Below are 13,471 nucleotides of genomic sequence, written 5' to 3'. Positions count from 1 at the left end.
AAAAGCCTGTCAAGAAAAAACTTCTTAGCCCGTCGCAAACGCAACTTCTCAATAAGTCCGGGTACTTCTTTGGTAATAAGGCAAGGTCGTCACGGGGTCTTTCAGGCAGGGGTATCCCTGGAACCGACAGGCTAGGTGTGATGCTTGATCGATGGTGCCGGCCTGCTTGCCCTTGACCCCACTGTCCTTCTCAAGTGCGGAAGGCTTGATCTTGGGCTTTGGCTTCTGAGCCCTCAACCGGGCTATCTCGTCTCTCAGTTCCTGAATCTGCTCCTGCTGGAACCGGATAATCTCCAATAGACTATAGTTTTGCCATTTCGATGTTACGAAAAAGAACTGGACAAGAAAGGATTATAAAAATAAGGCGTTACTCCAGCACAATAAACCAAAAAGGGGTAACGCCTATGACCAAGCGCAATTTACCACAACCGTTCGGCATTGAGGATATAAATTTTCGGAGTTGTTTCACTGCTCCAAGTCTTAGGCATTTTGCTCTTCTGATCGTAGGCACAAAAGTTCAGCGACCCCCGTGGGACTACTCCTGACTTAACTTCCCAACAAAACAGCGAACAACCCGTAAAAACCACTTGACAGGAAGGCGTTCATATTCTAGTATTTAACCAATTGGCAAAATGGAGAAACAAATGAACCTGAACGAAAAAGAAAGGCTGCGATTAAAGGCCGAGGTATTCAAGGCCATGGGGCACCCCATCCGCTTGGGAATCATTGAGTTCCTCCAACAGGGCGAGATGTGCGTCTGTGACATAGTGGCTCATGTGGGCACAGAGATTTCCAATGTCTCCAAGCACCTCTCTCTTCTGAAAAAAACCGGCCTGGTTGCGGATCGCCGAGACGGGCTCAAGATAATGTACAGATTGACCATGCCGTGTGCTCTGGATTTCGCCCGCTGTGTTGAGGGGGTAGTTATCAAAAGGCTTGAAGAGCAGCGAGCTGTCATGGTGGCTTGATTTCCAGAACATCAGGAATCTCGTGATCCTAGAGGTTAATGGGGTGCGTGAAAGGATTTGGCTCTATTATTTGAGTGTTTTGTCAAATAGTCAACCGTCAGACAGGGCCAGTTCCCTTAATCCTGAAAGTGGAAGGTAATTCAAAGCATTCGTTCACCAAGATCGTGCTCCAAAAGAGGAGCCGAACACGGATATTCTAACAGAGGTAAACATGGCGCCGGAAAAGAAGTTCCAGACAGTAGATGCACAGGTAGCTAGCCCCTCTCGCTCGTTAGTGGAAATTGTGAGAGAAAGCCATTTGTTGTCCTATTGGCAAGATGAGTGGAAGCCTCTGGCCCTCATTATTGGGGTATTCTTGGCCTGCTACTACATACCGGTAGGAAATGCGCGTTTCGATAATGCCGTTATGGAAGCGTTCCACCTCGTCAAATGGTATGCACAGGAACACGTGTTGCTTTGTCTTGTCCCCGCTTTTTTCATAGCCGGGGCAATAGGCGTTTTTGTGAGCCAGGAAGGAGTGATGAAATACTTGGGGCCCACGGCTTCCAAATGGGTCGCTTATCCTGTTGCTTCTGTTTCCGGCACAGTACTTGCCGTCTGTTCTTGCACAATTCTTCCCCTTTTCGCTGGAATCTGGACGCGGGGAGCGGGGCTGGGGCCCGCGTCTGCGTTTCTTTATTCGGGCCCCGCTATAAACGTGCTGGCGATTATCCTTTCTGCTCGAATCCTCGGGTTGGAAATCGGCATAGCTCGTGCTGTGGGAGCTGTTACTTTTAGCGTAGTAATTGGACTCTTGATGCATCTGATCTTCCGCAAAGAAGAAGAGGCTCGAACCGAAGCCACGTTGGCAGCCATGGCCGGGATAAAACATGAAGTTCGACCTCTATGGCAGACCACCATTTATTTCGCTCTCATGGTCGGAGTTCTCGTATTCGCCAACTGGGGGAAGCCCGATGTGGAAAGTGGCCTCTGGTACACGATTTACTCATCTAAATGGATCATTTCCGGCCTACTCGGACTGGGTTTTGCTATTGCCTTAGTCGTATGGTTCGGGTTACCTGCCTGGAAAATGGCGATTTCCGGTGTGATAGTATCAATTTTGGCAACGATCTTCTCACATGACCCACTTGTTCCATTTACCGCCGGTGTTATAGCGCTTTCGGTTATGACCACCACTTCAGAAGGCGAGACTCAGGACTGGTTCAATGAGTCCTGGGGTTTTGCAAAACAGATAATGCCATTGTTGCTTTTGGGAGTGCTCGTGGCAGGTCTGTTGTTGGGGCGCCCGGATAAGGAAGGCCTCATTCCGAATGCGTGGATTGCATGGGCTCTCGGTGGAAACTCGATCTGGTCTAACGCCCTGGCGTCCGTGGCGGGTGCGTTCATGTACTTTGCCACTCTAACCGAGGTTCCAATCGTGCAAGGTCTCATCGGCAGTGGAATGGGCAAAGGCCCCGCCTTGGCTCTTCTGCTCGCCGGTCCTGCACTTTCACTACCAAGTATGCTGGTTATAAATAGCGTGATGGGTTTCAGAAAGACAGTGGTGTTTGTTGTCCTTGTGTGCACGCTATCTACTGCCGCGGGCATGATCTTCGGAGCTATTGTCGATTGATTCGTGGAGAAACTTCAGGTTGATTCCTTGAGTGACAAAGCTGAGGAAAACAAAAGTAAATCGCCTGTCAATGGCGACTCGGATAAAAAGGAGAATGTGATGAAAGTAGAAATCTTAGGCGTAGGATGTGCTAAATGTACCAAGCTGTACGAGGCAGTCACCGAACTGGTGAAGAAGAATAGTATTGATGCCGAAGTGGTCAAGGTTGAGGACTTGAAGGTATTCGGCCAGTACGGGGTGTTCATGACACCTGCTCTTGTCGTGGACGGACAAGTAAAAGTAGCCGGTAAAGTGCCCAAGGATTCAGAAATATTGAAATGGCTTTCCGCTTGAGCAACTCCTCAGAGCGACCGTGGAACCTTTCGAGTCCACCCAACAGAAATGGTCATGCTATGGACCCTATACAATACTGTAATATGGAAAGAGGTTTAAGTAATGAAGAAGTCTTGTGTTGTTGTAGTCTTGGGCATAATGATGGCTCTGGCGTCAATGTTTTCGACCGGCCATGCTGCCGATCCTAAAATCGATCTGAAAGCATTGACCGCAAAACGTGTGCCCATTCTGTTGGAGTTCGGGCGTGGTTGGTGCATTCCCTGTAAATACATGAAACCCATACTCGAGGAGATGGCAAAGGCATATGCAGGAAAAGCAATTGTCACAACCGTGGATATGGACGTGAACAAAGATTTGGTAAGAAGTTTCAACATCCGTATGATGCCGACTCAGGTCTTCCTCATGCCGGACGGAAGAGAATTTTTCAGGAATGAGGGAACTTTTGAACGTGAACAAATAGCGAAAGTCTTTCAAGACATGGGCGTTGGAGTTCCTGGACAGCAGGGAGTTCTACCTCCTCCGATTCCTCAATCCATGGCGCCACAAGGCCAAGGGTCCAGATAGAAGTTAACGGGCATAGAGAGAAATTCCTGATTACGACTATGCAGCCCGGATCTAGGATCTCTACAAAAGATCAACTATTAACATACTCCAATCTTGCATCACAAAAGTGAGCAAGATGAACAATTATCCTAGGAGACAAATTATGGAGTCATTGTTCGCGGTCGTTCAGCAGTGGGTTTCTTCTGGAAGCATTTGGTTGGCCGCCGGTGGATCGTTTATTGGTGGAGCGCTCACTGCGATGAATCCCTGTGTACTAGTGATGGTACCCTTGCTGATCGGTTTCATCGGGGGAATGGGCGAGGATATGACTGCCAGGAAATCATTCTTGTTTACACTGGTGTTTATCTTAGGCTTTAGCGTGGAGTTGGCCGTACTGTTCAGCGTGGGGTTGGCTGCCGCGCCGTTTCTGCAATCCGAGTACATGGTTTATGTAGTGGCAGCGATCTGTGTTCTGCTGGGGCTACATTTCATGGATATCTTTCACATACAACTTCCCATTTCCCAGGATAAGTTGCCCAAGTACACAGGTTACCTGGGAGCGGCCTTGTTTGGCTTTATGTTCGGTCTCGTGTCCCTTCCATGCACAGGTCCGGCTCTCCTCCTGATCGTTAGTGTCATCCCTGTTAAGGGAGCATTCTTTGGCGGCGTGATGATGCTCTTCTATGGTATCGGCCACTGTCTGCTGATCCTTGCAGTCGGAACATCTGCAGGAGCAGCAAAGCATCTCATCAGTTCAGCGAAAATGCATGCCGCCAATCTGGTACTCAAGAAGGCGGCAGGAGCACTTCTAGCAGGTGTGGGCATTTACATCGCAATAGGAGCTCTTTTTCCCGGGATCGGATTCGCATTCTAGATTTTGGTAGAAAAGGATTTGGCAGAATGGCTGATGATGGTAGGCAGATTTGGATCGGCGAAGACAAGATCCATATCAGGGGACTGGATAAGGCAATTGAGGAAATTGCCCGGACTCACTCGGGGAGCACTGACCGGGAAATCCAGGATGCTCTTCTGGAAAGACTGTCAGAGAAGAATTATATGGCGAGTTGCGCAATAAAAGAATATGGCGAGGCATTCCTCAGGGAGTTCAAGAGATTCCTGGGTCAACCATGTACGGAGACTTCGAGAACATCATTGCGCATTGAGGTTCTCGGTCCAGGATGCTCCCAGTGTAATCGTCTGGAACAAATCGTAAAGCAAGTGTTGGACGAGATGGCATTGCCTGCATCGTTGGAGCACATTGCAGACATGAAAGAAATGGCAAAGTACGGCCTCGTGCGAACGCCTGCGCTTGTTATCAATGAAAAGGTAGTTGCAATGGGCTCCGTTCCTCCAGTTAAGAAAATCAGAGAATGGCTCACGCAATCAAAAAGGACCTAATCCGCATCATATTTCCATTGGATCGCGAGTCGCCAGACCCCATAATGGTCAGAAGAGGCAAAATTATGACGGTGAGTCGCAGTCTTCAGAGACGAGCCGGACCCACAATTTGCATGCTGACGGTCGGTATTTTCCTGTTTGTGGCCGCGTTTGCGCGGGGAGAATCTCCTAAACAGGCTTCCTCCCTGGCGGAACTCGTGGCCATGTTCGATTCATCCGGATGTAGGGAATGTCATGAGAAGATTTACGAGCAGTGGGAGAAGTCTCACCACGCCAGGCCCCTGATGGGAATGGAAAACTGGATATTTATGGCTCCTTACTTGAAGAGAGGACCTCTGGCCGTTAAGGCCGGAGAGAAGGCAACAAAGGCAAATTTTCCATGTTTCAAGTGTCATCTCCCTCAGGTTAATTATGCTACGGATGAAGTGGCTGCCGAGATAGCCGAAGCCATTCTGAAAGATGACAAATCCACCATCCGAAAGCTGAATATCGGTTGTCTGGTGTGTCACAATGCAAAGGCCATTGTTCACGGACGAGCTGAGAAAGATGTAATCTACGGGAACAAAGATATTCCCGATCATCAGGGACACGTGGTCAAGAAGAGCCCTTTGATGAAGGATTCTCTGATGTGCGGTCAATGCCACGGATTAGGTCCAAACCTGGAATTCGAAACCCCCGTACAATGCGCCACGCTCTATGGCAGCTATCTTCATGCTTACATTCCCTGTGGCGGAACGCAAACATGTCAGGGATGCCATATGAAAAATGCCGATCATTACATGCCTCCCGATTTCAACAGAAGAGATGAATTGTCCGCTCGTTTGCGGGAGTCTTTGCCCTTGGAGGTTCAGACTCTGGCCTACACTTTTCAGCCTGTGGAAGACAAGTTGTTCCCAATGGTGATTGTGAAAACCAAAATTACGAGCAAAGCAGGTCACCGCATTCCCGATGGCTGACCCTCGAAGACTCAAGTGGTCCTGGATGTGACCGCAAAAGACCCCGACGGCAAGAAGATTTTTCAGACGTCCAGAATTTACGCTGCCCAGGCGACGGATTCACGCTCTACCCAAACCGCTTTGGGACCCGACAAAAAACTTGGCTTGATACGCGATACCAGTATCCAACCATTTGCTCCAAAAGAAGAGACTGTCGAGATACCGTTACCAGCGGAAATTAGAGATGCAGTAATAGAAATAAACCTCAGCTACCGTCCACGGCCTGGCAACGTGTTCCCCATTCACAACGTGCTGAGAAAGGTTAATTTAGACAGAACAAAATAAGAACCTCTATCGACAGGAATGAAAAACCGTCCAAGAGAGACAAAAAAAGACACCTGTTGTAAGACGGCCTACCTTAGAGAGCTCGAACGGAGAGAGGTCGGTCGCCAGATCAGTGAAGCTGGGCAGAAAGGCAATGGTTACAAGAAGGTCAGGCTTAACCTGATCCCGATAACAGCGAGTTGTATTGTTCCATTTTCTGAGATCGTGCAATAGTCTGCACGTGACTTTCGTATGACATCCATGATGCGGTCTGACCATCAGGTGAATGTGAAGCGGACAGTGTTGAGTCTGTCTCGGGCCGAATGATCCGAATCGTCCTTGACAAAGGCTACCAGGATGCTATTTTGGTTATATTTCGACATGTGACGAAATATAGGAAAATTCATGCGAGAGTTCATGGACATCGTGAAGGCACTTGCAGACGAGAACAGAGTTCGAGCCCTTTTGTCGCTCCGAGAGGGCGAACTCTGTGTCTGTCAGATCATCGAATTGCTCAACCTGGCTCCTTCTACCGTTTCAAAGCATATGTCAGTCCTGAAGCAGGCAAGGCTCGTTGAAGCGACCAAGAGAGGTCGATGGATCTATTACAGGCTCCCCAATGAGGCAGAAGCTTCGCGACTCGTTGCAAACGCTGTTTCTTTCGTTTTCGGATCAGTCTCAGAGAGCCCAAGCGTTTTGCAGGATGTCGAACGACTTCGTACGGTTCTCCAAGAGCTCCCCCACGAGCTTTGTACACAGCAAGGACGTAGACGAAATCTCCGGAACGGTGGTCGATAGTCTTGGCCCCGGATCGGATCATGGGGCTCGAACTTGGGAAGGAAATCAGAAATGCATACTCAGAAGCGGCTTTCTTTATTGGATAGGTACTTAACTCTCATCATATTCGTCGCGATGGCACTTGGCGTAGGAATCGGCTATGCCGCCCCATCGGTAACGAAATTCATCGCCGGCATGCAAATAGGTACTACATCCATCCCCATTGCCGTGGGGTTGATCCTGATGATGTATCCGCCGTTGGCAAAAGTTAAATACGAGGAGATGGGCAGCGTATTTCGTGACTGGAAAGTCCTTACCCTTTCTTCGGTTCAGAACTGGGTCGTCGGTCCAATCCTGATGTTTTTTCTGGCGATAGTGTTATTACCGGATCGTCCGGAATATATGATCGGGCTAATCCTGATAGGTTTGGCTCGTTGCATAGCTATGGTGATCGTATGGAACGAGCTGGCGGAAGGTGACACCGAATACTGTGCCGGTTTGGTAGCATTCAACAGCATCTTTCAAGTTGTCTTTTTCAGTGTGTACGCATGGTTCTTCATTACTGTACTCCCGCCGCTGTTCGGTCTCAGTGGAAGTGTAGTACAAGTCACCATGAAGGAAATCGCCCAGAGCGTATTCATCTACCTTGGCATTCCGTTTATCGGCGGCTTGATTACACGCTTCGTCATGTTGAAGCTCAAAGGAAAGGTCTGGTATGAAAAATCTTTCATTCCAACGATAAGTCCGATCACGCTCATAGCTTTGTTATTCACAATCGTTGTCATGTTCAGTCTGAAGGGCAATTTGATCGTCACGATTCCTCTGGACGTGGTGAGGATTGCAGTCCCGCTATGCATTTATTTCGTGGTCATGTTTCTCATAAGCTTTTGGATGGGATTCAAGATCAGTGGTGATTATCGCAAAACCGTCACCTTGTCGTTTACTGCTGCAAGCAATAATTTCGAGCTGGCCATTGCGGTCGCAATAGCCGTTTTCGGTATCAATTCGGGAGAAGCATTTGCCACGGTGATCGGTCCTCTTGTCGAGGTGCCGGTACTTATCAGTCTCGTGAATGTGGCTTTCAAATTCCGAGAAAAATACTTTGTGCCCCTCGCGGAAATGCAAGTCTCCGACGAACGGACTCAAATGACACGATAGGATTGTCCGCAGCGTTAGGAAATTGTGGAGTAATAGTATGGAAAAAATCAAAGTCATGTTCCTCTGTACACATAATTCCGCCAGGAGCCAGATCGCAGAAGCTTTTCTGAGAAAATACGCAGGTGATCGGTTTGAGGTTTACAGCGCGGGTCTGGAGCCTACCGGACTGCATCCCTTGGCTAAGGCAGTCATGGAAGAATTAGGCTTTGACATGAGTAGCCATCAGTCCAAAGATCTGAACCAGTTTCTTGGAAGAAGCCATTTCGGGTATTTAATAACAGTATGTGCAAGGGCCGAGGCAACATGTCCGATTTTCCCAGGTGCGAGCATCAGGCTTCATTGGCCTTTCGAAGATCCGAGTGCCTTTGAAGGTCTCAACGAAGATAAATTGGCCAAATTCAGGGAAATTAGGGATAAAATAGATCTGAAGATCCGGTCGTGGCTCAAGGAGGTTCAGCCGAGGGAAGACTAACAGTGAAATAGCCGGAGTCATACGACAGCTTGTAAATATTTGCACTCTCGGTTATGGATTCGGCCAATATATTAGTTTCACCGGTGTTATCGACATGATCAACTAAGGCCAAAGAGATGGTCATTCCAGACATTGACTCTGACTTCTCTGTTCGGTTTTGCAGATGGCAGATGCTGTACACGATCGTCATCCTGACAATCCTTGCCATTTATGGCTGTAAAAGCGATGATGATTACCGCCAGGTCGATTTCGGAAAAACCATACAGGTTTCCCGACCCGAACCGCATTCGCCTGACCACAAAGGGCTGAGAATCGCCATAGCAGCCATGGTATCGCCGAAAGAGACGTTCGTTCATTACAGAGAATTACTCGAATATTTGGGAGAGAAGCTGAATCAAGAAGTCGAACTCGTCCAGCGGAAGACATACGGCGAGATTAATGAACTCCTTGGGAAAGGTGAGATCGACCTCGCCTTCCTTTGCTCAGGCCCTTATGCGACCGAAAGGGACAAGTATGGTTTCGAGCTATTAGCAACCCCAGAAATTAATGGAAGCCACTTTTACCAGGCTTACTTGATAGTCAACGAGAAAAGTCGGTTCAACAATTTGGAGGATTTGCGAGGGAGGGTTTTTGCCTTTACTGACCCGGATTCCAATACTGGCAAATTGGTCCCTACCGATTGGCTAATGCAAATTGGAGAGCGTCCGGAGAATTTCTTTAAGCAATCGATCTATACATACAGTCACGACAATTCCATTGTGGCAGTGGCAAAAGGCATGGTAGACGGAGCGTCAGTGGATGGTTTGATATGGGACTTTTATGCTCAGCGCAATCCATCGATCACGAACTCGACCAGAGTGATACGGAAATCCGACCCTTACGGCATCCCACCTCTGGTAGCATCCAAGACATTAGGAACGGCGGCTAAAGCATCAATCAGCGAACTGCTCTTCTCGATGCATCAGGATGCCAAAGGCAGGAAGATCCTCGATCAGCTTATGATCGACCGTTTCATAGATCCTCAGGACGAGTGGTACGACAGCATCAGGAATATGTCGCGAAAAGCTGTCCGCGGTATTGGAGGCATCCGTGAGCATGAAAAGCCTTAGAAGCAAACTGCTCGTAGCTGTCTTTGCCCTCGTAGTGGGAAGCGGTCTGATCATCTCGCTGCTGGTAACGCAACGCTACAGTGAAAGTCTCCGGACGGCGATTACTGCACAAGCCGAAAACCTCGCCCATGCCGTCGCCCTTGAGGCAACAGACAAGATCCTGATCAATGACTTGATTGCATTGCAAAAGATGTTAGAGCACCAAATGCGGAGCAACCCGTCTCTTGCCTATCTTTTCGTCTATAGAGACGGCCGAATCCTTGCGCACACTTTTTCCAAAGGTGTTCCAGCTCAACTGATTGACGCAAACCGATTGCTTTCCCAGGACGAAGGACATCTGCAGCGAATAGCCTCCTCGGAAGGCGAACACTATCTGGATATTGCTTGGCCGATCTTTTCGGGCGGCGCCGGCGTGCTTCGTCTGGGTTTTTCCGAGAAACCTTTTGAAGAACAGGTAAAGAAACTCTGGATACAAATCAGCCTGGTCACCCTCGGGATACTGTTGCTTGCAGTAATGGGCAGTCTGATCTTCGTGCGTAGGATTACTTTGCCTCTTTCGGAACTCGCCCGAGCTACACAGAGATTGGATGAAGGGGAGCTTGATATTGCAGTCGATATAAAAGGCGCTGATGAAGTTGGGAGGTTGGCTTCTTCTTTCAACCAGATGGTCACACGTCTGAAAGACTACACGCTGCGTCTCGAGCAGAAAGCAAAGGAATTAGAACGGAGCCACAATCAGACGCGGACTTTCTGTGAAATCGTTCGCGAAATTGGCGCCTTACCAACACTTAATGAAATCGGTCCGGCTCTCATAAAGAGATTTCAGAGGATACTCATTTGCAGGCACATGGTCTTACTCATGTTAGACGAAGACAAGACTACCCTCTTCCTGGTTTCAGAAAATGATTTTAAGACTATCAATGACCCTAAAATAATCCAGAGTGCTATAGAGACTATCCAGGGCACCGATGGCCGGATCCTATGTGCTCACTCTCTTTTTCATACTCCTGTTGTGCCGGAATCTTTCCAGTTGTTCCCTCAGCAAGCCCTCGTCCCTCTCCTCGGAGATTCCCCAGTCATAGGGGGGCTCGTTGTTGCGTGCCCGGAAAATTGCACGTGCGATCTGAAAGACATAGATTTAGCGGCTTTGATCCTCGCTCAGTCTGCTGGGGTACTAAATCGGGCAATAGTCCACACACTTTCTGAGAGCGAATTTCGTGCACGGATCGAGACAACCGCTGAATTCTGCGGCATTATCGGGAAGGACCCGAAAATGCAAGTGGTTTACCGGCTGATTCAGGATATAGCCCCAACTGATGCCACAGTTCTTGTTCAAGGTGAAAGCGGCACAGGAAAAGAACTGGTGGCTCGAGCGATACACCAGCAAAGTGAAAGAAGGCACAACAGCTTCGTTGTGATCAACTGCTCCGCATATCCTGAAACTCTTCTGGAAAGCGAGTTGTTCGGACATGAGAAAGGCGCTTTTACCGGAGCCATTCGACAGAGAGCCGGGCGTTTCGAGCAAGCGGATGGAGGCACCGTTTTCTTGGACGAAATTGGCGAGATTCCGCCTTCCAGCCAAATAAAGCTATTAAGAGTTCTCCAGACACAGAGTTTCGAGCGGTTGGGCGGTGAACGAACCATCAAAGTCGATGTGAGAGTTATTGCCGCCACCAATAAAGATCTCATCCAGGAAGTCCGAAAGGGAAATTTCCGCGAAGACCTTTATTATCGGTTGAATGTCATCCCAATTGTTCTGCCTCCCCTTTCTCAACGCCCCAATGATATTCCCCTTCTTGCTAAAGCCTTTCTGAAGAGATTTGCTGCAGAACAGCAAAAGATGATTCCGGACTTCAGCCCCGAATCCATGCGAATGCTTCTGAGCTATGAATGGCCTGGAAACGTCCGAGAACTCGAGAACTCGGTGGAACACGCAGTTGTCCTTTGCAAAGGATCCCGAATAGAGACTTCAGATCTTCCCATAGTGCTTCGCAATCGACAAAGATCGACATCTCCAAAGGATCTGCCCCTTATCATGGAAAGCGAACGCGCAGTGATTGAGCAAGCGCTGGCAGAGAGTAACTGGGACAAGAAAAAAGCCGCCCGCACTCTTGGCATTGGACGAACCACGCTTTACTCCAAGTTGAGAAAATACCGTATTGCTAAACCTACTCTGCAATAAATCCGACTGTTCGGCTGATATTTGTGCCCAACTACGGAACGCCTTACTGAACTGATATCACTTCATTATTTCCACATAGTCCAATTGTGTTCCGATTCGGAACACGCTCTGCAAGACTCTCATTTTATCCTGAGAGAAAATTCATACCAGGCTGGTCGGCTTTCCCAACAATACCATTAAGATAGAGACCTGCACAGGAATCCAACCGACACTATTGCATTGGCATTTCTTTCGCAAAGGAATCTCACCGAAAGGGAGCTTCATCTTGAACCCGGCAGTCATTTTGTTTCAGTCCGGCAAAGAAGATATGACCGAGCTTACTGAGGCCTTCTCAGCAGGCCACGTCAAGATCCTTCGGTGCCGCTCTTTGGCGGAATTGCATGCTCTCTGTCAGGAAAACGATCGTTGCGCAGTCGTGCTGGACTTGGACAACGCAATGATATCCAACCGTGTGCTTAAGGATCTCAAGACGAAGCACCCTTTCATCCAGATGATCGGAATTTCTGATCGGTCTTTTCATCCCGAACTGAAAGAATCTATGCAGTCATATCTTTACGCCTGTGTTTCCAAACCTGTTGACTTGGAGGAAATCATGTATCTCGTGCAAAGCATCTTTCGTGATCTTGCCGGTTGCAAACGAAACAAGATCTGACCGCTGGCTCACTTTGTATGATTTCAAGAAATCATTGTTCGCAGATGTATTCACTCAATAACTGAGGAGATGTGCCGATGAGCGAACCCAAAAGCAAGATGGAACGCAGGGAATTTCTCCTTGCGGGAGGGTTGGTCGGAGCGGGAACCGCTATTGGGGCGATTGCTGTCGTGAAAGACAGATTGCCTTCCGCTCCGCAGGACCCCACCGGAGAGAAAACCGTTCGTGACCTGAACGTGCTCAAGAACCTGAAGCAACAGCAGTACGAAGACGAGCATGTACGCATGCAGCGGGAATTGGTGAAAGCCATGGCAAAACCAGTGGAAAAACGCCATTGGGTAATGGTTATCGATACCCGTAAATGCGTCGGCTGTCATGCTTGCACCATCGGCTGCGTGGCTGAGAACAAATTGCCACCCGGCGTTGTGTATCGGCCTGTGGTCATCAGCGAAACCGGAGAATATCCGAACGTGCAGATCCGTTTCCTCCCGCGTCCTTGTATGCAGTGTGACAATCCCTCATGTGTCCCTGTGTGCCCGGTCAAAGCCACCTGGAAAAGGCCGGACGGAGTGGTCGCAATAGATTACGACAAGTGTATCGGATGCAGATACTGTCTGAATGCCTGCCCCTATGGAGCGAGGACTTCGGATTTTGGAAGGTACTATTCTGCGGAAGCCGCTGTTGGGGCACCTTCAGGGAAGGATCGTCCAATTGACGGCTCTGCTGCTGCGCAGTGGGAACATGAACCGAATAACGAATATGCCAAAAGCTGGAACCGCAAAGACCACAGTTCCCCCGTTGGCAACGCCCGAAAATGCCACTTTTGTCTTCACCGGCTTGAGGTCGGCCAATTACCGATGTGTGTGACCACATGTATCGGTAGAGCAACATATTTCGGGGATTCGAACGATCCCGACAGTCTGGTTTCCACTCTCATCATCAAGAATAACTCCCAAGCGCTTCTTGCCCATCTCGGTAACAAACCGCAATGTTACTACCTCGTGTGAA

General features: G+C 48.9%; 15 protein-coding genes. All 15 read left to right on the top strand.

The annotated features are described in order from the left end of the window. The first annotated feature begins 144 nt into the window (after positions 1-144). The 15 genes from DESTI_RS31025 (at position 145) to DESTI_RS26690 (ending at position 13,470) form a co-directional block, all read left to right on the top strand. Positions 145-300, top strand: a complete 156-nt coding sequence (locus DESTI_RS31025; protein ID WP_157212287.1) for a hypothetical protein — start codon at positions 145-147, stop codon at positions 298-300. 344 nt (positions 301-644) lie between these two features. Next, positions 645-968, top strand: a complete 324-nt coding sequence (locus DESTI_RS26760; protein WP_014813084.1) for an ArsR/SmtB family transcription factor — start codon at positions 645-647, stop codon at positions 966-968. 211 nt (positions 969-1,179) lie between these two features. Beyond that, a complete protein-coding gene (locus DESTI_RS26755) occupies positions 1,180-2,580 on the top strand; it encodes a permease (RefSeq protein ID WP_014813083.1) in 1,401 nt (466 codons plus the stop codon). Positions 2,581-2,679: 99 nt separating this feature from the next. Further along, positions 2,680-2,913 (top strand): thioredoxin family protein, encoded by a 234-nt coding sequence (locus DESTI_RS26750; protein WP_014813082.1) that lies wholly within the window; start codon positions 2,680-2,682, stop codon positions 2,911-2,913. Positions 2,914-3,015: 102 nt separating this feature from the next. Then, positions 3,016-3,477: a thioredoxin family protein gene (locus DESTI_RS29535; RefSeq protein WP_014813081.1), complete on the top strand. Its 462-nt coding sequence runs from the start codon at positions 3,016-3,018 to the stop codon at positions 3,475-3,477. A 142-nt stretch (positions 3,478-3,619) separates the two neighbouring features. Continuing rightward, entirely contained in the window at positions 3,620-4,330 is a 711-nt protein-coding gene (locus DESTI_RS26740) for a cytochrome c biogenesis CcdA family protein (RefSeq protein WP_014813080.1), read from the top strand. A 26-nt stretch (positions 4,331-4,356) separates the two neighbouring features. Continuing rightward, positions 4,357-4,854: a thioredoxin family protein gene (locus tag DESTI_RS26735; protein WP_014813079.1), complete on the top strand. Its 498-nt coding sequence runs from the start codon at positions 4,357-4,359 to the stop codon at positions 4,852-4,854. 65 nt (positions 4,855-4,919) lie between these two features. Next, positions 4,920-6,134, top strand: coding sequence for a multiheme c-type cytochrome (seleno)protein ExtKL (extKL, locus tag DESTI_RS26730; protein ID WP_248595809.1), 1,215 nt, complete (start codon positions 4,920-4,922; stop codon positions 6,132-6,134). A gap of 384 nt (positions 6,135-6,518) precedes the next feature. Continuing rightward, positions 6,519-6,911 (top strand): ArsR/SmtB family transcription factor, encoded by a 393-nt coding sequence (locus DESTI_RS26720; RefSeq protein ID WP_014813076.1) that lies wholly within the window; start codon positions 6,519-6,521, stop codon positions 6,909-6,911. A gap of 51 nt (positions 6,912-6,962) precedes the next feature. Continuing rightward, entirely contained in the window at positions 6,963-8,048 is a 1,086-nt protein-coding gene (arsB, locus tag DESTI_RS26715; protein ID WP_014813075.1) for an ACR3 family arsenite efflux transporter, read from the top strand. Between the two features lie 37 nt (positions 8,049-8,085). Continuing rightward, positions 8,086-8,520, top strand: a complete 435-nt coding sequence (locus tag DESTI_RS26710; RefSeq protein ID WP_014813074.1) for an arsenate reductase ArsC — start codon at positions 8,086-8,088, stop codon at positions 8,518-8,520. Between the two features lie 170 nt (positions 8,521-8,690). Further along, on the top strand, positions 8,691-9,629 hold the full coding sequence (locus DESTI_RS26705; protein ID WP_211213726.1) for a substrate-binding domain-containing protein: 939 nt from the start codon (positions 8,691-8,693) through the stop codon (positions 9,627-9,629). Further along, on the top strand, positions 9,616-11,811 hold the full coding sequence (locus tag DESTI_RS26700) for a sigma-54-dependent Fis family transcriptional regulator (protein WP_014813072.1): 2,196 nt from the start codon (positions 9,616-9,618) through the stop codon (positions 11,809-11,811). The genes DESTI_RS26705 and DESTI_RS26700 overlap by 14 nt, the downstream gene beginning before the upstream one ends. A 265-nt stretch (positions 11,812-12,076) precedes the next feature. Continuing rightward, on the top strand, positions 12,077-12,463 hold the full coding sequence (locus DESTI_RS26695; RefSeq protein WP_014813071.1) for a DNA-binding transcriptional response regulator: 387 nt from the start codon (positions 12,077-12,079) through the stop codon (positions 12,461-12,463). 77 nt (positions 12,464-12,540) lie between these two features. Further along, positions 12,541-13,470: a 4Fe-4S dicluster domain-containing protein gene (locus DESTI_RS26690; RefSeq protein WP_014813070.1), complete on the top strand. Its 930-nt coding sequence runs from the start codon at positions 12,541-12,543 to the stop codon at positions 13,468-13,470. Position 13,471 lies beyond the last annotated feature (1 nt).

It is taken from the genome of Desulfomonile tiedjei DSM 6799 (genome assembly GCF_000266945.1).
GTDB classification, from domain to species: domain Bacteria; phylum Desulfobacterota; class Desulfomonilia; order Desulfomonilales; family Desulfomonilaceae; genus Desulfomonile; species Desulfomonile tiedjei.
Note: the sequence above shows the minus strand (reverse complement) of the source record. Positions and strands in the feature narration are given on the sequence as shown.

Coding starts and splice junctions, on each gene's coding strand:
- DESTI_RS26760 (WP_014813084.1), top strand. CDS start 645: ATGAACCTGAACGAAAAAGAAAGGCTGCGATTAAAGGCCGAGGTATTC.
- DESTI_RS26755 (WP_014813083.1), top strand. CDS start 1,180: ATGGCGCCGGAAAAGAAGTTCCAGACAGTAGATGCACAGGTAGCTAGC.
- DESTI_RS26750 (WP_014813082.1), top strand. CDS start 2,680: ATGAAAGTAGAAATCTTAGGCGTAGGATGTGCTAAATGTACCAAGCTG.
- DESTI_RS29535 (WP_014813081.1), top strand. CDS start 3,016: ATGAAGAAGTCTTGTGTTGTTGTAGTCTTGGGCATAATGATGGCTCTG.
- DESTI_RS26740 (WP_014813080.1), top strand. CDS start 3,620: ATGGAGTCATTGTTCGCGGTCGTTCAGCAGTGGGTTTCTTCTGGAAGC.
- DESTI_RS26735 (WP_014813079.1), top strand. CDS start 4,357: ATGGCTGATGATGGTAGGCAGATTTGGATCGGCGAAGACAAGATCCAT.
- DESTI_RS26720 (WP_014813076.1), top strand. CDS start 6,519: ATGCGAGAGTTCATGGACATCGTGAAGGCACTTGCAGACGAGAACAGA.
- arsB (WP_014813075.1), top strand. CDS start 6,963: ATGCATACTCAGAAGCGGCTTTCTTTATTGGATAGGTACTTAACTCTC.
- DESTI_RS26710 (WP_014813074.1), top strand. CDS start 8,086: ATGGAAAAAATCAAAGTCATGTTCCTCTGTACACATAATTCCGCCAGG.
- DESTI_RS26705 (WP_211213726.1), top strand. CDS start 8,691: ATGCTGTACACGATCGTCATCCTGACAATCCTTGCCATTTATGGCTGT.
- DESTI_RS26700 (WP_014813072.1), top strand. CDS start 9,616: ATGAAAAGCCTTAGAAGCAAACTGCTCGTAGCTGTCTTTGCCCTCGTA.
- DESTI_RS26690 (WP_014813070.1), top strand. CDS start 12,541: ATGAGCGAACCCAAAAGCAAGATGGAACGCAGGGAATTTCTCCTTGCG.